This is a genomic window from Mesorhizobium sp. ESP7-2, from assembly GCF_020164715.1.
GTDB lineage: Bacteria > Pseudomonadota > Alphaproteobacteria > Rhizobiales > Rhizobiaceae > Mesorhizobium.
The window spans coordinates 70,689-89,888 of sequence record NZ_JAIUGQ010000010.1; the positions used below are offsets into that span (position 1 = coordinate 70,689).

Consider the following 19,200-nt stretch of genomic DNA (forward strand, 5'->3'; position numbering starts at 1 on the left):
CGGCCACCTTCTCCCCGGCGGGGAGAAGAGGCTGGCGCCAGCGCTGGTGACCTCCTCTCCCCTCGGGGAGAGGTCGCATTGCCCCGAATTGCTCTTCGCAATTCGGTTGGCAATCCGGGTGAGGGGGTTCTTGCGGGCCAGCAACGGGATTGCGGCATGACGCGACCCTCCCGCTCCACCCTGCTGATGGCCCCGGCGCTGGTCTGGTTGACCGCGCTGATGGTGGTGCCGTGCGCGCTGGTGCTGGCGCTCGCTTTTTTCCGGCGCGGCATCTATGGCGGCATCGACTACACCTTCACGCTGGAGAATTTCGGGCTGGTCTTCGACCCGCTCTATGCCGGCATCTTCCTCAACTCGGCGCGCATTGCCGGCACCGCCACGCTGATCGCGGTGGTGATCGGCTATGCCGCCGCCTATGCGATCGCGGCCGCCCCGCGCCGCTGGCAGCCGGTGTTCCTGTTCTTCGCCGTGCTGCCGTTCTGGTCCAACTATCTGATCCGCACCTACGCCTGGATCGTGCTGCTCAACCGCGAAGGGCTTGTCACCCAGCTCCTGCGCTGGTTCGGCTATACCGGTGAGCCGCCCTCGATGCTCTACACCGAAGGCGCCGTCATCGCCGGCCTGGTCTACAACTATTTGCCCTTCGTCATCCTCGCCTGCTACGCACCTTTGTCGCGGCTCAATCCGGAACTCGCCGAAGCCTCGCGCGATCTTGGCGCGTCGGCCATGACGACGTTTCGTCGTGTCATTCTGCCGCTGACCGTGCCCGGCATCGCCGCCGGCGCCGTCTTCGTCTTCGTGCTGTCGATCGGCAATTTCGTCACCCCGGCGCTGCTCGGCGGCGGCCGTTTCCAGATGATCGGCAATCTCGTCTACGACCAGTTCCTGACCGCCAATGACTGGCCGTTCGGCGCGGCCCTGGCGATGGCGCTGATCGCCATCATGTTGTTGGTACTGATGGCGCAGGCGCTCGCCGCCAATCGCGCCTCTGGCCATGTGGAAGAAGCCGAGGGCAACGCGAATGGCTGAACGCTCGCCAGCCACGCGGCGCACGCTTTGGCTCGTGTTGAGCCTCGTCTTCGCCTTCCTCTACATCCCGATCGCGGTGCTTGTGGCGCTGTCCTTCAACGAAGGCGGATTGCCGACGGCATGGTCCGGCTTTTCCTTGAAATGGTACGTCTCGCTGGCCGGCAATTCCGCCATCCTCTCCGCCGCGCTCAACACGCTGATCGTGGCGCTGGTCTCGACTGCCATCGCGACCTTGCTCGGCACCTTGTTGGCGATCGGCATCGAGATGCGCCGGCAATATGGCAAGGGACTCGAAGCGCTGATCTTCGCGCCGATGATCATTCCCGACATCGTGCTGGCGATCGCGCTCTTGTCGTTCTTTTCGATGCTCAACCTCACCATGGGCCTGCACACCATCATCCTCGCCCATGTCGTGTTCAACCTTGCCTTCGTCTGCTCGGTGGTGCGTGCGCGGCTGAAAAGCTTCGACTGGTCGATCGTCGAGGCCTCCACCGACCTCGGCGCCTCCCCGTTCACCACCTTCCGGCGGGTGACACTGCCGGTGATCCTGCCGGCTGTCATCGCCGGCGCGCTACTCGCCTTCACGCTTTCGGTCGACGAGTTCATCATCGCCTTCTTCACATCGGGCGCCGGCCGTGCCTCGACGACGCTGCCGATGCAGATCTACGCCATGATCCGCTTCGGCATCACTCCGGAGATCAATGCGCTGGCAACCATCGTCATGACGGTCTCGATCGCCGCTCTGACCCTGTCCCAGCGGCTCAACCGGGGAATGATCGGCCAATGAGCGAACCGCGCACGCTGCTGGCCATAGATCATGTGTCGAAGAATTTCGGCCGGGTCACCGCCGTCGACGGCATCTCGCTCGACATCAGGGAAAACGAGTTCTTCGCGCTGCTCGGCCCCTCGGGTTGCGGCAAGTCCACGCTGTTGCGCATGCTGGCCGGTTTCGAGACGCCGAGCGACGGGCGCATCCTGCTCGACGGCAAGGACATAGCCCGCACGCCGCCCAACAAGCGGCCGGTCAATCTGATGTTCCAGTCCTACGCGCTGTTTCCACATATGAGCGTCCGGGCCAATGTCTCCTATGGGCTGGAGATGGAGCGCTTGCCCTCGGCCGAGATCCGCGCGCGCGTCGATGCCATCCTGGCGACCACGGAACTCGTCCCCTTCGCCGACCGCAAGCCGGAGCAGTTGTCGGGCGGCCAGAAGCAGCGCGTGGCACTCGCCCGCGCGCTGGTCAAGCGCCCCCGCCTGCTGCTGCTCGACGAGCCGCTCGGCGCGCTCGACAAGAAACTGCGCGGCGCCATGCAGCTGGAACTGAAACGCCTGCAGCACGAGGTCGGCATCACCTTCGTCATCGTCACCCATGACCAGGAGGAATCGCTGGTCATGGCCGACCGCATGGCGGTGCTCAGGGATGGCAAGCTGCTGCAATGCGACACGCCGCATGCGGTCTACGAACATCCCGCTGACCGTTTCGTCGCCGACTTCATCGGGGTGATGAATTTTGTCCCGGGCAGGGCGTCATCCGAGGGCGTCGTGGCTGTGAATGGCGCGCACATCGCCGGCAAGGTTCCCACCGCGCTCACGCCGGGAGCATCGGCAGTGGCGTCGGTGCGGCCCGAACGCGTCCGGCTGTTCCCAGAGGCGCAAGCCGCCAACCGCACCACTGGCACGGTCGAGGCACTGGCCTATCAGGGGCTCGACCTGCAGCTGCATGTCCGAACGCCGCTGTCGCCAAAGCCGTTCCTAGTGCGTGTAACCGCCGACGCCGCAGACCGCCGGCCGGTCTCGTCGGGCGATGAGGTCGAACTCGGCTGGGACGCCGCCGATGTCAGAATTTTCGCAGAATGATTGGAGGAACAGCCTGATGGCGCAGAAGACGATCGCGTTTTTTCCCGAAGCCGCCTACGGCCCAGCGTTGAATTCCGTCGGCATCGCGCAAGCCGTCGAGGCGCGCGGGCACAAAGCGGTGTTCCTGTCCGACCCCGGTTTTATCGGCGTCTACAAGGGCTATGGCTTCGAGGCGCATCCGGTGAACCTCTCCGAACCGATGCCACCCGAGCAGATGGCCAAGTTCTGGGAGGATTTCATCAACGGCCACATCCCGAACTTCCGCAAATCGCCCTACGACCAGGTCGACAATTACGTGAAGGACTGCTGGACGGCGATCGTCGACAGCGCCAAATGGGCGCAGAAGGATCTGCCACGCGTGCTTTCCGCCACAAAGCCGGATGTGATCTGTGTCGACAACGTCATCCTGTTCCCGGCGATCAAGCAGTTCGGCAAGCCCTGGGTGCGCGTCATCTCCTGCTCGGAAAACGAGATCGAGGACGAGGGCATCCCGCCGCATCTCTCCGGTTGCGGCGAAAACGACCACGCCGGACACCGGCGCTACCGCGACCATTTCAACGCGGTGATCAAGCCGATCCATGACGACTTCAATGCGTTCCTCACCACCAACGATGAGGCAGCCTATCCGATCGGCCAGTTCTTCGAGCCCTCGCCGTATTTGAATCTGCTACTCTATCCCGAGGCGGCGAAGTTCAGGCGCACCCACCCGCTCGACCCGGCGAAATTCCAGTACCTCGAAGGCTGCGTGCGGCAGGAAAAGCCCTACACCGTCCCAACCTTCACTCAGAATAATGACGGTCCGCTGCTCTATGTTTCCTTTGGCAGCCTCGGCGCTGGCGATGTCGAGTTGCTGAAGCGCATCATCGCGACGCTGGGCAAGACCCGCTACCGCGCGCTGGTCAATGTCGGCGCCTACAAGGATCAGTACACCGACGTGCCCGGCAACGTCATCGTCGACGGCTGGTTCCCGCAGCCTTCCGTGATCCCGCAGGTCGATGCGGTCATCCACCATGGCGGCAACAACTCGTTCACCGAGTGCCTCTATTTCGGCAAGCCGGCCATCATCATGCCCTATGTCTGGGACGGCCACGACAACGCCACCCGCGTCGAGGAAACCGGCCACGGCTTCGGCATGCCGCGCTATGATTGGACGGATGCCGAGCTCGTTGCCAAGATCGAAGCCTGCCTGACCGATGCCAAGATGAAGGCGAGGCTGGCGAAGACGTCGGCACAGATGCAGGCGCAGAATGGGCCTGAGAAGGCGGCGGGTTTGTTGGAGGGGTTGCTGTGAGCGCGATGTATGACATGCCGAGCCCAGGCACCCCTCTCTGTCCTGCCGGACATCTCCCCCGCAAGGGGGGAGATTGGCAGCTTCGCAGCCGGCTCACTCTTTACCATCTTGGTGATTGGCGAAGGCCGATACGACGTCCGATCTCCCCCCTTGCGGGGGAGATGGCCGGAAGGCCAGAGGGGGGTGCCTGGGCTCGGCATATCAATGCTGACCATCGCGCGGGAGCCTGCTCATGACCTCCTCCGCCCCGCACCTCCGCCAAGCCTCGACCCGCACCGATCTCGTCGACTGGGGCACTCAACCTGACGCCCTGTCCGGCACCTCCCACTCCACCGGCAAGCTCGTGCACAAAGGTCCCAACAATCAGCCGGAAGCCGGCATCTGGGTCTGCTCGCCGGGCCGCTGGCGGCTCTCGATCCCGCGCGACGAACTGTGCCACTTCGTCGCCGGCCGTGCGACCTACCGGTCGGATGTCGGCGAGGTGATAGAAGTCTCCAGGGGAAGCGTGGTCATGTTTCACGCCGACTGGACGGGCGAATGCACCGTGCATGAGACCATGCGCAACGTCTACATGCTGGCCTGAGCAAGAATCAGCCGCATGGGAGCAAGATATGTCGACACCGCATTGGCCTGATGCCTCGACCATGGAGCTGGAGGATTGGGGCGCGGGCGCCAACACGCTCGCCGGCGCGCCGCGGGCCTCAGGCAAGATCCTCTCGAAAAATCCTGACGGATCGAGCGAGTTCGGGCTGTGGTCGTGCACGCCGGGCACCCGCAAGGTGACCTTTGCCGCCGACGAGTTCTGTCATTTCCTGTCGGGGCGCGGCAGTTATGTCAGGGACGATGGCGAAGACATTCCGGTTGGAGCCGGCACGCTCGTCTTCTTCCCCGCCGGCTGGACCGGCATCTCCATCATCACGCAAACGCTGACCAAGGCCTTCATGTGCCGGTGAGCACTTTACCAGGGAAATCCAAATGACTACGCCGATCATGCAATCGCCGCTTGCCGTCACGGACCTCGTCGACTGGGGCGTCATCCCGACGATGATCGAGGGTGAGTCCCATACGTCGGGCAAGCTGCTCTACAAGGGGCCGGAAGGACGTTCCGAATGCGGCCTCTGGGTCTGCACCCCGGGCAAGTGGCACTGCCACGTCACCCGCGACGAGTTCTGCCACTTCCTCGAAGGCCGCTGCACCTATGTGCATGAATCCGGCGAGGTCATCGAGATCGAGCCGGACACGGCGGCCTTCTTTCCGCAGGACTGGAAAGGCGTCTGCACGGTCCATGAGACCATCAAGAAGGTCTACATGATCCGCTGAGCGGATCTGAGAGGATGTCCATGCATTTCTCCCCTGACCGGCCGACGTTCTTCGTCAACCCGGACAACCGCCCGATGACCGGTGCGAACAGGCCGGTCATCGATCCGGCGACGCTGGAAACCGTCGGCGCGATTGCGGCGGCCAGCGACGGCGAGATCGACGCCGTGCTCACTGCCGCGACCAAGGCGCAGCTTGCCTGGAAAAAGCTCGATGCCAAGAGCCGGGCAAAACATCTGCACGCCGTCGCCAATGCCATCGAGGCGGCGGACCTCACGCGCTGCGCCGAACTGATGGTGCGCGAGATGGGCAAGCCCTATCCCGAAGCCATCGGCGAGATCGCCAATTGCGCGCCGATCTTCCGCTACTATGCCGAGATGGCGCGCGACGATGCCGGCAAAGTCGCCGGCACGACGCAGGCCGGTTCGTTCCAGTATGCGCGCTACGAGCCCTACGGCGTCTCCGTCCATATCATGCCCTACAATTTCCCGATCCTGCTGATGTGCTGGACCGTCGCTGCCTCGCTCGCCGCCGGCAATGCCTGCATCGTCAAGCCGGCCGAAGCGACGACGCTGTCGACGCTGGAGTACATGACCGTCTTCCGCGCGCTGCCGGAAGGCGTGGTCTCCTGCCTGCCCGGCGGCGCGGCCACCGCGCAGGCGCTGATCGCCTCCGAGCGCACGCACGCGGTTGCCTTCACCGGCTCGGTCGCCGCCGGCAAGGCGGTTGCGGTCGCCTGCGCCGAACGCATGAAGCCTTGCGTCATCGAGGCCGGCGGCAGCGATCCGCTGATCATCAGCGAGCACGCCCCGCTGGAGGTCGCGGCTGCCGGCAGCGTCACCGCCGCCTTCCACCTCACCGGCCAGGTTTGCACCTCGGCCGAGCGCTTCTTCGTCGTCGATGCCGTGCATGACCGCTTCGTCGAATTGTTTGCCGAAAGGACGCGCGCTCTGCGCATCGGCAACGGCATGGACAAGACCGAGATCGGCCCGCTGGTCAGCGAGGCGGCTCGCGCCAAGGTCATGCGCCTTGTCGACGATGCCATTGCCAATGGTGCCAAGGCCGTCACTGGCGGCCGCATCCCGCCGGCGCACGACACTGGATGGTTCTACGAGCCGACCATCCTGACCGGCGTAAACCCCGACATGGCGATCGTGCGCGAGGAGTGTTTCGGCCCGGTCGCCGCGATCTGCCGCGTGAAGGATTTCGACGAGGCGATCCAGCTCGCCAATGACAGCCCGTTCGGGCTTGGTGCCTCGGTGTTCACGACGAATCTTGCCGAAGCGCATGAGGCGGCCGAACGGCTCGAGGCCGGCATGGTCTGGGTCAACAATCCGCTGATCGACAATGACGCCCTGCCGTTCGGCGGCTGGAAGGCGTCAGGCCTCGGCCGCGAACTGGGCCGCCAGGGGCTCGATGCCTTCCGCCGGTCCAAGATGGTGATCATCGACCACCGACCGGCCATCCAGGACTGGTGGTACCCCTATCCCGACAGCTGGTTCCGCGAGACCGGCGGCCGCAAACATGTGTGAAGAATGGCGCGCGGCAGCGCCGCGCGCCTGTTCCCCTACGCCTCTATCACATCGATCAAGGCGCGAGGACAGGAAAAACAATGCCGCCGGGTGAACCCCAGCGGCATCTTCCTTGACTGGCTACCGCCTTTTCAGTGACAAGCCGCTACGGCGTCGTTCCCGCCTGAAGCTTGGCCGCCGTCTGGTCTATCTTGTCGGCAAGGACGCCTTGGGCCCAGGCCGTGACCTCGGCGTCGACAGGCTTGTTGGCCATGTCCGTCAGCGCCGCGTCGAGCGCTGCCGGGTCGGTACCGACCGCCGCCGCGGTTGCAGCGTCCGCCGCCTGCTTAGCCGTCGCATTATCGGCGTCGACCACCGCCTGCTGGGCGGTGATGTCAGCCTGCAGCGCCGCCGGTTGCTGTTCGGGTGGCAGGGCGTCGATCTCGGCCTGCGACAGCGACGCCAGCGCGGCCAGCTGCGAATTCAGTGCATCCAGCTGGGCCTGGGCGGCGGCGGCAGTGGCGGCGGCCGCGGCAGCAGCTGCCTGCGCATTTTTGGCCGTCGCCGATTGTGTCACGAATGCCTGAACGGCGGCGAACTTCTTGCTCTTGGAGTTCATATAAGCGTTGATGTTGCGCCGCAGCGAGTTCAGCCGGCCGAGTTTGGCGTGGATGTTCTTCTCCTTCGATACGGACGAGACCGTTGTGGTCGTATCGACCGTGGTGTCGGTTGCCGTGTCCGTTTCCGTCTTGGCCGCATGTCCCGGCGCCGCCGACGACTTGCCGTGCGAAGCGCCGCTGTTGCCGCCACCATTCCCGTGAGTTCCGCTATTGCCGTTGCCCCCGCCATTGCCATTACCGCCGCCATTGCCGTGCCCATTGCCGGCGAGCGCCGGAGACGCCAGAAGCGCCAATGCGGCCAGCGCCGCGAACAGTGTTTTCCGGTTTGTCATGGTAATCTCCTCGGGAATCGCGTTCTCGCCCACCGCTGAACCATCTGGGTATGAGAAATCGCTAATTATACCCGGTAAACTTTAGACAAACTCGGTCGCAATGCGAGAGCGGGCGCCGCCTAAAACTCGTATCCACTTGAAAAGAAAAGGAAATCACCGCCTTGGCCCTGCCATGGCACTGAAGTCCCATGCCAACCAGACCATGGTCCTGTGCCGTCCGGCGCCACGCAAACCGCAGCAAAAAAAGGGGCTGAAATGGAAAGGTCGATAGATGAAAGCGGCGGTCTCAGCCGATACTTTCGCCGCCGTCGATCACCAACGCCTGGCCGGTCATGAAGGACGATCGGTCCGAGACCAGGAACAGGATCGCCTCGGCGATCTCTTCGGCCACGGCCCAGCGCCCCATCGGGATCTTGGTGCGGACATAGGTTTCGATCGCCTCGCGTCCGCCCATCTGGGCGATGAACGGCTCGTTGAACGGCGTGTCGACCCAGCCGGGGCAGAGTGCGTTGACGCGCACATTGTGCCGGGCATAGTCGAGCGACATCTGCCTGGTCATCGCCACCACGGCATGTTTGGACGTCGCATAGGCGATCATTTCGCGGTCATAGAACACACCCGAATTTGAAGCCGTGTTGAGGATGACGCCGCCGCCTTGCGCGATCATAGACGGCATGACGATCCTCGCCGCCAGGAATTGCGCCCGCACATTGACCCGCCAGGAGGCATCCATGCCGGCAGTCTCGACCTCGGTCAGCGTGCCGCCGACCTGGATGCCGGCATGATTGTGCAGGATGTCGATGCGCCCATGCTTCTCGAGCGTGCCGGTAATGAGTTGCTCGACAGCCGCGTCCTCTCCGACATCGGTGGCGATGGCCTCGGCCAGGCCGCCCAATGCCCGGATCTCTGAAGCTGTTGCCTCGCCGGCGGCCGCATCCCGGTCGGCGATGACGACCATCGCGCCTTCCCGACCCATGATCATGGCGCCGGCACGTCCGATGCCGGAGCCGGCGCCTGTCACCACGGCGATGCGGTCTTTGAGGATCATGGAGCGGCTTTCAGTTTGATGGCTTGCGCTGGCGCAGCTGCCATTGGGCAAGCACCACGAGCAGGACGGAAGCAACGAGCACGATCGTCGCGATGGCGTTGATCTCCGGCGTCACGCCGCGCCGGATGGAGGCAAAGACATAGATCGGCAGCGTCGTCTGCGCGCCGGCGACGAAGAAGGCAACGATGAAGTCGTCGAAAGAGAAGGTGAAGGCGAGCAGGAAGCCGGCGACCACCGCCGGCATGATCTGCGGCAGGACGATCGAGCGGAACGTCGTCAGCGGCGTGGCGTAGAGGTCGCTCGAAGCCTCGACGAGATTGCGATCGAGGCTGCCCAGCCGCGTGCCGACGATCATCGTCACCAGCGCCATCGAGAACAGGCCATGCGCGGCGATGATCGAACCGTAGCCGAGCGACAGGCGCGGCGGCTGGTCACCGGGCCAGATCGAGGCGAGGAACGGATTGACGACGGCGAACAGCTGGACCAGCGCGACCAGCGTCGAGATGCCGATGACGACGCCGGGAACGACGATCGCCGCACCGAGCAACCCGTCGAATACGGCGCGCGTTCTGATGCCGACACGCGCCAGGCCAAGGGCCGCCGCGGTGCCGAACACCGCCGCCAGCAAGGCGCTGGTGGTGGCAATGAACAGGCTGTTCTTCAGCGCCTCGACCAGGAACGGGTTGGACAGCGCCTTGCCGTACCATTGCACCGAGAAGCCGGTGAACTCGCTGGCATGGTGGCCGGCATTGAAGGAGAACAGCACGACCAGCACGATCGGCAAATAGAGAAACGCGAAGACGGCGATGACGAAGGCGCGCATCAGATCAGGTCCACCCGGCGGGCGCCCGCGACCCGGTTCGAAATGCGGTTGGCGACAATCAGCACCACCACCGAGACCAGCACCAGCGTGATTGCGATGGCCGAGCCGAACGGCCAGTTGCGCGACTGCAGGAACAGATCCACCAGCGCATTGCCGATGAAGAATACCTTGCCGCCGCCAAGCAGCGTCGGGATCAAATATTCGCCAAGCAGCAGGATCATGACCAGCGAGAAGCCGGTCATCACGCCCGGCAGCGACAGTTTCAAGGTCACGCCCAGAAAGGTTGACAATGGCGTCGCACCGAGATCGGCGGAGGCTTCCAGCAGCCTTCGGTCGAGCCGCTCGAGGCTGACATAGATCGGCAGGATCATCAGCGGCAAATAGCCGTAGACGATGCCGAGCAGGACGGCGCCCGGCGTGTTGATCAGCCTGACATCCTCGATGCCGACAAAGGCGAGAAGCGCCGGTATGCCGCGTCCGCCCAGAATGTACATCCAGGCGTAGGTGCGCATCAGAAGGCTGGTCCAGAACGGAATGACGACCAGCGCGAGCAGGATCAGCCGCCAGCGCTGCGGCGCCCGCAAGGCAAGGTAATAAGCGACCGGATAGGCGACGAGCAGGCAGGCGAGCGCACCCACCGGCGCCAGCACCATCGTGTTCCAGAACGCGGTCGCCCGCGCCGGAAGATTGGCGTATTGCGCCAGCGTGAAGGCCGCCTGGTAGCCGCCCTCGGGCGCCCGCTCGCCGACGCTGAACACGGCAATGGCGATGAACGGCAGCACCAGGAACACCACCAGCCATACTGTCGCCGGAGCGAGCAGCAAGGCGGTCAGGAAATTACGCCGAAATCTGTTGCCGTGCATCGAATCCGCCCCGGTACCGGCGGACATGGGCCCGCCGGTCGATTGTCTTAGTCCAGGCCAGTCTCAAGCCGATTTGAAGCGCGCCATCAGTTCGGGGCGGCCGGGATCGGTCAGCGTCGCCGCCGCGCCGAATTCGAGTGGCGTCAACAGGTCCGCCGCCGGGTAGAGGATTGGATTGTCGAGCACTTCCTTGGGCAGCAGCTTGTTGACGCGCGCATCGGTCGAAGGCGCGCCGTTGGCGAGGTGCTCCTTCACCGCGACCTGCGGGTTCATCAGATAGTTGAGCAAGGCATAGCCGGCGGGCTTGTTCGGCGCGTCCTTCGGGATGGCATAAAAATCGGTCCAGATCTCGCCGCCTTCCTTGCCCAGCACATAGGCGATCTCGGGGATGTCGCGATGCAGCTGCGCGCCGTCATTGGTCCAGCACATGGTCATCCAGGCGTCGCCCGCGCGCATGCCCGGCTGGTAGTCGGACGAGACGGCGAACAGATGCGGCTTGACCTTCAGCAGCAATTCCTCAGCCTTGGCGAGCTCATCCTGCTTCAGCGAATTGAACGAATAGCCATAATATTTCAGCGCGTTGCCGATCGTGGTCAGCTGGTAATCATGCACCATGGTGCGGCCATCGCCTTCGGCCATGGCGGTATCCCAGAACTCCTTCCAGCTCGTCATCGGCTTGCTGAGCTTCTTGGTGTTGACGGCAAAGCCTGTCGTGCCCCAGTTCTTCGGCACGGCGTAGATCACCTTGTCGATCGTGCCCTCGGAGGTGAAGCGCGGATCTTCCTGGGTGCCGTCGAAATTCGGCAGCTTCGCCATTTCCAGCGGCTCGATGATGCCGAGCTTGTTGTAGGTCGAGATCGTATAATTGGTCGGCACGAACAGGCTCCAACCCGAGGCGCCGGCCTGCAGCTTGGCCAGCATCTCCTCATTGGAGCCGAACACGTTGACCTCGACGGCGACACCGGTGTCCTTCTTGAAGTTCTCGAAGGTCAGCGGGTCGTGATAATTCGGCCAGGTGGCGATCGACATGCGGTCGCCAAGGTTCTCGGCGGCAAAGGCCGGCGTCGGCATGATGCCGATCTCGCGCGCCATCACCGCCGTCGCGATACCGAGGCCGGTGAGGCCGAGGAAGTCTCGACGACCGATCGATCCGCGCTTCAAGCGCATCAGCTGGTCGACGAAATTCTCGGGGGTTATCGGCAGTCCGTCACGATATGATTTCGACATGTTTGTTTACCCTCTGGTTGGTCCCGTTGTTCTTGGTTTCCGGAAACGCCAGCGGCGTTCCGGAGGCATAGCCGATGGCGACGGGTTCACCCGGCTTGAAGAGATTGCCGTTGCCGATCAGATGGTCGGCCTTGGCGAGTAATGTTCCGATGCCCTGGACCTCGATCGCGTATTCCGCCGTCGATCCCAGGAAAATCCGATTGCGGACGACGCCCTTGAGCGGACCGCTTGTCGGACCGCCAAGGCTGAGTGATTCAGGACGCAGGCTGACCGAGACGACCTCGCCTTGCTGCAGGGCAGTGCGTTTGCGCGCCGCAATGACGGTGCCGTCCGACAGCGCCACGTCCACCAGCTCGCCCGTATGCCCCGCGACCTTGCCGGCAAGCAGATTGGTCTTGCCGACGAAATCGGCCACGAACAGATCGGCCGGCTCGTCATAGATTTCGCTCGGCTGGCCGAGCTGGACGATGCGGCCGCCATTCATGACGCAGACGAAATCGCTCATCGACAGTGCTTCCTCCTGGTCGTGGGTGACCAGCACGAAGGTGATGCCGATCTCGCGCTGCAGGTTCTGCAGCTCGATCTGCATGTCGGTGCGCAGCTTCTTGTCGAGCGCCGCCAGCGGCTCGTCGAGCAACAACACCGCCGGCTTGTTGACCAGCGCCCGCGCCAGCGCCACACGCTGCTGTTGGCCGCCGGACAGTTCGTGGATCTTGCGGTCGCCATAGCCGGCGAGCCGCACCATTTCGAGCGCTTCGCCGGCCCGCCGGCCGATCTCGCGCGACGACAGCCGTGGCCTTGCCTGGCGCAGCCCGTAGGAAACGTTGGCTTCGACGTCGAGATGCGGAAACAGCGCGTATTGCTGGAACACCATGTTGACCGGCCGCCGGTAGGGCGGCGTGCCGGCCATGTCCTGGCCGCGGATGAACACCTGGCCTTCGCTCGGCTGCTCGAAGCCGCCGATCATGCGCAGGCAGGTCGTCTTGCCGCAGCCGGAAGGTCCAAGCAAGGCAACGAAGGCTGAGGGCGGCACGGCAAGGTCGATGCTGCTGACGGCGGTCACCGCGCCATAGCGCTTGGTGACGCCGCGAAATTCGATGTCGGGCACTGCGGTCAAGGCTGCGGGCTCCAGGACGATGCGATTTCAAGACGCTACCAGAGCCAATGGCGGCTAGTATATACCTCGCAGGTGGTATATCTGATCTATTTTCTCGTTTAAGGGGGTATGGATTGGGCGCATCCCGTAGCGACGAATACAGCCGGCTCGCCACCCTTGTCGCGGCGACGCGGGAAACGAGCGGCGACCTCTTCGGCCAAGCGATGGTCGATTGGCTGCGGCAGCATGTCGGCTTCGACCACTGCGTGATCTTCGGCTATCGCGGCGCCTCACGACCGCCACTGCTGTTCGAGACCTTCACACCCGCCGAAAGCCACGTCTTCGTCGCGCTCTACCAGGAAGGGCCTTACTTGCTCGACCCGTTCCATCACGCGGCGGTCGAGCGCAAGGAAGGGTTCTGGCGGATGCGGGAACTCGCGCCTGATCGTTTCTACGCCAGCGAATATTTTCGCTCCTACTACAGCCAGACCAGGCTGGCCGAGGAGGTCGGCTTCTTCGTGCCGCTGCCGGGCAAGGACGCGCTGGTGCTGTCGCTGATGCGGCTCAGCGCTTCCGGCCCGTTCGGCACCGCCGATGCCAGGCTGCTGCGCGACATGGCGCCGGCGGTGATCAGCTTAATCCGATTGCGCTGGCCTGCCCTTCCAGCCGACGAACCGGCCGAGACGAAGCAGGATGAGGAAATCGCCGCGGTCAACGAATTCGACCGCGCCCATATCTGGAAAAGCCTGTCGCTGACGCCGCGCGAAAAGCACGTCGTCGACCTGGTGCTGCAGGGCCATTCGACGGAATCGATCGCCAGGGCGATGCGCATCGTGCCGGGAACCGTGAAGGTCCATCGCCGCAACATCTACCGCAAGCTCAAGATCAAGTCGCAGGCCGGCCTCTTCGCCCGCTTCGTCGAGATCATCGACGCGCGGATAAGGAATTGAAGGGTCGGATGCGTCCGTGCTGACGGACCGCATGCTTCGGCGATGGGCGGGAGACATCGATCGCTTCGGCCAATCCCGAATGGCTTTGCCATGCTGACCGAGGTCACGGTTTTGTGTCCGCCAAACATGGCTGCATCGGAAAGTGCCATTGATCGTCTCGGATTTCTACCGTAAACGTTATACTGTAACGGATATGCCACAACGTGACACGCATGGCGGTGTATTGAGTCCGCCCCCGACTTTCCAAAGGAGACCAAGGATGCGTTCCCTTCCCTTCCTGGCCGCGCTGCTGGTTGCGGCGCCGCTGCTGACCGGCACCATTGCCCGGGCAGAAGACAAGCTGAACATCGTTGCCGCCGAGAATTTCTATGGCGATCTTGCTCGTCAGATCGGCGGCAGCCATGTCGCCGTCACCAGCATCCTGTCCAATCCCGACGACGATCCGCATCTCTTCGAGACCAGCCCGTCGACGGCGCGCACCATCGCCGATGCCAAGGTCATCATCTATAACGGCGCCGACTACGACCCATGGATGGACAAGCTGCTCGCCGCATCAAGCAAGCCGGACCGCACGGCCATCGTCGCCGCCGACCTGATCGGCAAGAAGTCAGGCGACAACCCGCATCTCTGGTACAACCCGACGACGCTGCCGGCGGTCGCCAAGACGCTCGCCGCCGAGCTGTCGAAGCGCGATCCCGCCAACGCGGCGCACTACGAGGCCAATCTCAAGCAATTCCAGGCCTCGCTCGACGGCATCGACAAGGAAATCGCAGCCGTCAAGAAAGCCTATGCCGGCACCGAGGTGACCGCCACCGAGCCTGTGTTCGGCTACATGGCCGAGGCGCTCGGCCTCAAGATGCTGAACTATGATTTCCAGGTCACGGTGATGAACGACGCCGAGCCAAGCGCGACACAGGTCGCGGCATTCGAAAACAGCCTGAAGGATGGTTCGGCCAAGATCCTGTTCTACAATTCGCAGGTGACCGATCCGGCGACGACCCGGCTTCTCGACCTCGCCAAGCAGAACAAGGTCACCGTTATCGGCGTCACCGAAACGGAGCCCGCCGGCAAGACGATCCAGAGCTGGTTCGGCGGCCAGATCGACGCGGTCCAGAAGGCGCTCGCAGCCCGCACACAATGAACGTGACCGAATGAATGCAATTGAGTTCGCCAAGGTCACGCTGACCTATGGGGGACGCCGGGTTTTGTCCGACGTCTCCTTTTCGATTCCGCAAGGCGCCTTTGTCGGCTTGCTCGGCGCCAATGGCGCCGGCAAGACGACGATGCTGCGCGCCATCCTCGGCCTCATCAAGCCGGCCGGCGGCGCCATTTCGGTGCTCGGCAAACCGCCGACGCGCGGCAACGCTGATATCGGCTACATGCCGCAGGCGCGGCGTGCCCTGACCCAGACGGGGATCAGCGGCCTGGATTTCGTCCTCATCGCGGCCGGCGGCCACCGCTGGGGTTGGCCGGTTGCTTCCGCCACCGAGAAGGAAGCCGCCTGGAAAGCGCTCGAAGCCGTCGGAGCGAGCGACCTCGCCCGGCGTCCGCTGGCAGAGCTCTCCGGCGGCGAGCGCCAGCGCATCCTGATCGCCCAGGCGCTGATCGGTGACCCCAAGCTCCTGCTGCTCGACGAGCCGCTGATCAGCCTCGACGCGGCGCACCAGCGGACGATCATCGACCTCGTGCACGAGATCGGCGAGCGGCTCGGCATCGCCGTGCTGTTCTGCTCGCACGAGATCAACCCGCTGCTGCGCGCCGTCGATCGCGTGCTCTACCTCGGCAACGGCAAGGCCGCGATCGGCAGTGTCGACGAGGTCATCAGCGGGCCGGTGCTGTCGGAACTCTACGGCACGTCGATCAATGTCGTGCGGGTCGCCGGCCGCATCTTCGTGATGGCCGACGATGTAGAACTGGAGGGCGAGGCGCATGTCCACGATCTTTGACTATGAATTCATGCGCAACGCCTTCTATGCCTGCACGGTGGTCGGCATCGTCGCCGGCGCGGTTGGCTATTTCCTGGTGCTCAGGGGCCAGACCTTCGCCGGCCATGCGCTCGCTCATGTCGGCTTCCCCGGCGCCACCGGCGCCGGCCTCATCGGTCTGTCGCCGTTCTTCGGCCTGACCGTGTTCACCGTCGTCGCCGGCATCGGTATCGGGCTGCTTGGCGAGCGCGCGCATCGCGACGTCGCCATCGGCATCGTGCTGACGCTGTCGCTCGGCCTCGGCCTTCTGTTCCTGCATTTCTATACCGCCTTCGCGTCGCAGGCGACCAACGTGCTGTTCGGAAATGTGCTCGGTATCAGCCTGCGCACCGTCATCGTGCTCGCGGCGCTGGCGGTAGCGATCCTGGTCGCTTTGGTGCTGATCGCCCGGCCGCTTCTGTTCGCCAGCCTGCAGCCGGAACTCGCCGAGGCAAGGGGCGTACCCCTCAACCTCGTCTCGACCCTTTTCATGGTGCTCGTCGCCTTCGCCACTTCGGAAGCTGTACAAATCGTCGGCGTGCTGCTTGTCTTCGCGTTGATGGTGGCTCCCGCGGCGACCGCGCTTCGGCTGACGCAAGGGGTACTCGCCGGCATAACGGTCTCGATGGCATTGGCCGTCACCATCGCCTGGATCAGCCTGTCGCTTGCCTACCTGACCGACTGGCCGACGAGTTTCTGGATCACCGCGCTGGGTACATCAGCCTATCTGGTCAGCGGCATCGCGCAACGTTCGATGGCCCGACGCCCGGTCGCCGATGGCAGAACCTGAACTCACCCGGAACCAGAAGCTGGTGCTGGCGGCCATTTCACGCGCCGGCAGGCCGGTCAGCGCCTACGACATTCTGAGCGATATCAGGCCGCATGGCATCAAATCACCGGTACAGGTCTACCGGGCGGTCAAGAAGCTCATCGAGAATGGCGCGGTTCACAGGGTCGAAAGCCTCAATGCTTTCGTGCCCTGCGCCGGTCAGCATGCCCATGGTCCGAGAACCACGATCCTGGCAGTCTGTGAACAATGCGGCCGGGTCACCGAATTCAGCGACGACATTACTGATCGCCGGCTCGCCGAATGGGCCACGCGCGAGCGCTTTGACATCGAGACGACGAGCATAGAGGTCAACGGCCGCTGCGCCGACTGCATGCTCGAACGGAAGCGGGGATAGCGCGGTCAGCCCGTCGCGTCGGTTTCCCATGAGCCCGTTTCGGCCATGCGCCGAAGCAGCGGGGCCGGTTTGAAGACATCCTTGCCGGTCCGCCGATACCAATATTCGAGCCGCTCGACGATCCTGGCCGCGCCTTCGAGGCCCGCCCAGAACATCGGACCGCCCCTGCCGACGGGAAAACCGTAGCCATTGACCCAGACGACATCGATGTCGGAGGCGCGGGCGGCAATCCCTTCCTCCAGTATCTTCGCCCCCTCGTTGATCAGGGGATAGAGTGTGCGTTCGATGATCTCGTCGGCGCCGATGGTGCGCGGCGCGATGCCCCTCTCGGCGGCCTTGTCGCGGATCAGCGCCTCGAGCTCGGGATCGGGTACCGGCGTGCGCGAACCGTTCTCGTAGAGATAGAAGCCACGGCCGGTCTTCTGGCCGAAACGGCCCTGTTCGCACAGCGTGTCGGCGATGACGGCCGCCAGGCCGCGCGCCCTGCGGTTGCGCCAGCCGATGTCGAGGCCGGCCAGGTCGCCCATCTGGAACGGCCCCATCGGCCAGCCGAAATCGGTGAACGCCTTGTCGATCTGGCTGGGGGTCGCGCCTTCCAGCAGCAACGCTTCCGGTTCAGAGCCGCGCGCGGCCAGCATGCGGTTGCCGACGAAGCCGTGGCAGACGCCGACGACGACGGCCACCTTGCCGATCCTGCGTGCCAGGTCGATCACTGTCGCCAGCGCATCCGGCGCCGTCTTTTCGGCGCGCACGATCTCCAGCAATTTCATGACGTTGGCCGGCGAGAAGAAATGCAGGCCGAGCACATCTTGCGGCCGCGAGGTCGAGGCGGCGATCTCGTCGATGTCGAGATAGGAGGTGTTGGTGGCAAGGATAGCGCCTGGTTTCGCCACCGCGTCGAGCCTGCCGAAGATTTCTTTCTTGACCGCCATGTCCTCGAACGCCGCCTCGACGATCAGGTCGCAATCGGCGAGGTCGGCATAGTCGATCGAGCCTTTGAATTGGCCGAGCCGCTGCCGCTTGGCATCCTCGCTCAGCGAGTCGCGTGTGACAGAGACGGTGTAATTTTTCTCGATCGTCGCCAGCCCCCGCTGCAACGCTTCCTGGCTGGTTTCCAGCAAGGTGACGGGAAAGCCGCCATTGGCGAAAGCCATGGCGATGCCGCCGCCCATCGTGCCGGCGCCGATGACGCCGACACGGGCGATCCTGCGCTTGACGACATCCTTGCCGGGAAGCTTGGCCGCCTCGCGTTCGGCGAAAAACAGATGCCGCTGCGCGCGCGACTGGTCGCTGGCGACGAGCTTCACGAACAGCGCCCGCTCCGCTGCCAGCGCCTCGTCGAAGGGCAGCGTGACGGCATTGCGGACCGCCTGTGCACAAGCGATCGGCGCGTCGAGGCCGCGCGCCTTCCTGGCCAAATCCGTCGCCTCGGCATCGAAGGCCGCCAGATCGGTTTCCCTAAGTCCCTCATCGCGATCACGCACCGGCGTGAAGGGACCACCCTTGCGGGCCATTTCGCAGACAAAGTTCACGGCGTGGGTGATCAGATCGCCTTCGAAGACGGCATCCACCAGGCCGGCCCCATGCGCCTCATCCGCGCCGATCGGTGCGCCTGAAACGATCATCTTCAGCGCCTTGACGGCGCCCACCAGGCGCGGCAGCCGCACCGTTCCGCCGCCACCGGGCAGGATGCCGAGCTTCACCTCGGGCAGGCCGAGCTTCGCCCCTTGATCGGCAACGCGGAAATGGCAGCCAAGCGCCAGTTCCAGCCCGCCGCCGAACGCGGTGCCGTGGATGGCGGCGACCGTCGGCTTGGCGATGGCTTCCAGCACCGCCACGATGGCACGCAAATCGGGCTGTTGTACCGGTTTGCCGAATTCGGTGATGTCGGCGCCCGCGACAAAGGTCCGCCCGGCGCACGCAATGACGATTGCCGCGACCGATGCGTCGTCGCGCAGAGCGACCAGCGCCCGCATCAGCGGCTCGCGGACGTGAAAACCCAGCGCGTTGACCGGCGGATTGTCGATGGTGACGATGGCGACGCCATCCTCATTCGCGACGCTGACAGAATTGGACAAGCGGAGCCCT

20 protein-coding genes are annotated in these 19,200 nt (G+C 64.2%); 13 read left to right on the forward strand and 7 right to left on the reverse strand.

Annotated features, from left to right (window positions below):
- The first annotated feature begins 186 nt into the window (after window positions 1-186).
- From LB543_RS12375 to LB543_RS12410, 8 genes are all read left to right on the forward strand, one after another.
- Complete coding sequence (locus LB543_RS12375) at window positions 187-1,029, forward strand: ABC transporter permease (RefSeq protein ID WP_140761686.1); 843 nt, start codon at window positions 187-189, stop codon at window positions 1,027-1,029.
- On the forward strand, window positions 1,022-1,816 hold the full coding sequence (locus LB543_RS12380; protein WP_224614293.1) for an ABC transporter permease: 795 nt from the start codon (window positions 1,022-1,024) through the stop codon (window positions 1,814-1,816). The genes LB543_RS12375 and LB543_RS12380 overlap by 8 nt, the downstream gene beginning before the upstream one ends.
- Window positions 1,813-2,886 (forward strand): ABC transporter ATP-binding protein, encoded by a 1,074-nt coding sequence (locus LB543_RS12385; RefSeq protein WP_224614294.1) that lies wholly within the window; start codon window positions 1,813-1,815, stop codon window positions 2,884-2,886. The genes LB543_RS12380 and LB543_RS12385 overlap by 4 nt, the downstream gene beginning before the upstream one ends.
- Window positions 2,887-2,902: 16 nt before the next feature.
- Window positions 2,903-4,177, forward strand: a complete 1,275-nt coding sequence (locus tag LB543_RS12390; RefSeq protein ID WP_224614295.1) for a glycosyltransferase — start codon at window positions 2,903-2,905, stop codon at window positions 4,175-4,177.
- A gap of 232 nt (window positions 4,178-4,409) precedes the next feature.
- Window positions 4,410-4,760: a cupin domain-containing protein gene (locus LB543_RS12395; RefSeq protein WP_224614296.1), complete on the forward strand. Its 351-nt coding sequence runs from the start codon at window positions 4,410-4,412 to the stop codon at window positions 4,758-4,760.
- 28 nt (window positions 4,761-4,788) lie between these two features.
- A complete protein-coding gene (locus LB543_RS12400; protein ID WP_224614297.1) occupies window positions 4,789-5,130 on the forward strand; it encodes a cupin domain-containing protein in 342 nt (113 codons plus the stop codon).
- A 22-nt stretch (window positions 5,131-5,152) separates the two neighbouring features.
- Window positions 5,153-5,497, forward strand: coding sequence for a cupin domain-containing protein (locus LB543_RS12405; RefSeq protein ID WP_140811142.1), 345 nt, complete (start codon window positions 5,153-5,155; stop codon window positions 5,495-5,497).
- 20 nt (window positions 5,498-5,517) lie between these two features.
- Window positions 5,518-7,026, forward strand: a complete 1,509-nt coding sequence (locus LB543_RS12410) for an aldehyde dehydrogenase family protein (RefSeq protein ID WP_224614359.1) — start codon at window positions 5,518-5,520, stop codon at window positions 7,024-7,026.
- A 145-nt stretch (window positions 7,027-7,171) separates the two neighbouring features.
- Here the strand turns inward: LB543_RS12410 and LB543_RS12415 are convergent, their stop codons facing one another.
- From LB543_RS12415 to LB543_RS12440, 6 genes are all read right to left on the reverse strand, one after another.
- Window positions 7,172-7,957, reverse strand: a complete 786-nt coding sequence (locus tag LB543_RS12415) for a hypothetical protein (RefSeq protein ID WP_224614360.1) — start codon at window positions 7,955-7,957, stop codon at window positions 7,172-7,174.
- A gap of 286 nt (window positions 7,958-8,243) precedes the next feature.
- Window positions 8,244-9,005, reverse strand: a complete 762-nt coding sequence (locus LB543_RS12420) for an SDR family NAD(P)-dependent oxidoreductase (RefSeq protein WP_224614298.1) — start codon at window positions 9,003-9,005, stop codon at window positions 8,244-8,246.
- A gap of 10 nt (window positions 9,006-9,015) precedes the next feature.
- On the reverse strand, window positions 9,016-9,828 hold the full coding sequence (locus tag LB543_RS12425; protein ID WP_127872863.1) for an ABC transporter permease: 813 nt from the start codon (window positions 9,826-9,828) through the stop codon (window positions 9,016-9,018).
- Window positions 9,828-10,691, reverse strand: a complete 864-nt coding sequence (locus LB543_RS12430) for an ABC transporter permease (RefSeq protein WP_224594821.1) — start codon at window positions 10,689-10,691, stop codon at window positions 9,828-9,830. Before LB543_RS12430 ends, LB543_RS12425 begins: the two co-directional genes overlap by 1 nt.
- Window positions 10,692-10,754: 63 nt before the next feature.
- On the reverse strand, window positions 10,755-11,918 hold the full coding sequence (locus tag LB543_RS12435) for a PotD/PotF family extracellular solute-binding protein (RefSeq protein ID WP_224614299.1): 1,164 nt from the start codon (window positions 11,916-11,918) through the stop codon (window positions 10,755-10,757).
- A complete protein-coding gene (locus tag LB543_RS12440) occupies window positions 11,899-13,035 on the reverse strand; it encodes an ABC transporter ATP-binding protein (RefSeq protein WP_224614300.1) in 1,137 nt (378 codons plus the stop codon). Before LB543_RS12440 ends, LB543_RS12435 begins: the two co-directional genes overlap by 20 nt.
- Before the next feature lie 113 nt (window positions 13,036-13,148).
- Here LB543_RS12440 and LB543_RS12445 point away from each other — a divergent pair, with 113 nt between their 5' ends.
- The 5 genes from LB543_RS12445 to LB543_RS12465 all read left to right on the forward strand — a co-directional run bounded on the left by LB543_RS12445 (window position 13,149) and on the right by LB543_RS12465 (window position 17,112).
- Entirely contained in the window at window positions 13,149-13,964 is an 816-nt protein-coding gene (locus LB543_RS12445; protein WP_224614301.1) for a response regulator transcription factor, read from the forward strand.
- Between the two features lie 259 nt (window positions 13,965-14,223).
- The gene (locus LB543_RS12450) at window positions 14,224-15,105 is read left to right on the forward strand and encodes a metal ABC transporter solute-binding protein, Zn/Mn family (protein WP_140761542.1); all 882 of its coding nucleotides are present in this window, start codon (window positions 14,224-14,226) and stop codon (window positions 15,103-15,105) included.
- 10 nt (window positions 15,106-15,115) lie between these two features.
- Window positions 15,116-15,910, forward strand: coding sequence for a metal ABC transporter ATP-binding protein (locus LB543_RS12455; RefSeq protein ID WP_224614302.1), 795 nt, complete (start codon window positions 15,116-15,118; stop codon window positions 15,908-15,910).
- A complete protein-coding gene (locus LB543_RS12460; RefSeq protein ID WP_224614303.1) occupies window positions 15,894-16,718 on the forward strand; it encodes a metal ABC transporter permease in 825 nt (274 codons plus the stop codon). Before LB543_RS12455 ends, LB543_RS12460 begins: the two co-directional genes overlap by 17 nt.
- Window positions 16,705-17,112, forward strand: a complete 408-nt coding sequence (locus tag LB543_RS12465) for a Fur family transcriptional regulator (protein WP_224614304.1) — start codon at window positions 16,705-16,707, stop codon at window positions 17,110-17,112. The genes LB543_RS12460 and LB543_RS12465 overlap by 14 nt, the downstream gene beginning before the upstream one ends.
- A 5-nt stretch (window positions 17,113-17,117) precedes the next feature.
- Here LB543_RS12465 and LB543_RS12470 read toward each other — a convergent pair whose 3' ends face one another.
- Window positions 17,118-19,190: a 3-hydroxyacyl-CoA dehydrogenase NAD-binding domain-containing protein gene (locus LB543_RS12470; protein ID WP_224614305.1), complete on the reverse strand. Its 2,073-nt coding sequence runs from the start codon at window positions 19,188-19,190 to the stop codon at window positions 17,118-17,120.
- Between the last annotated feature and the right edge of the window lie 10 nt (window positions 19,191-19,200).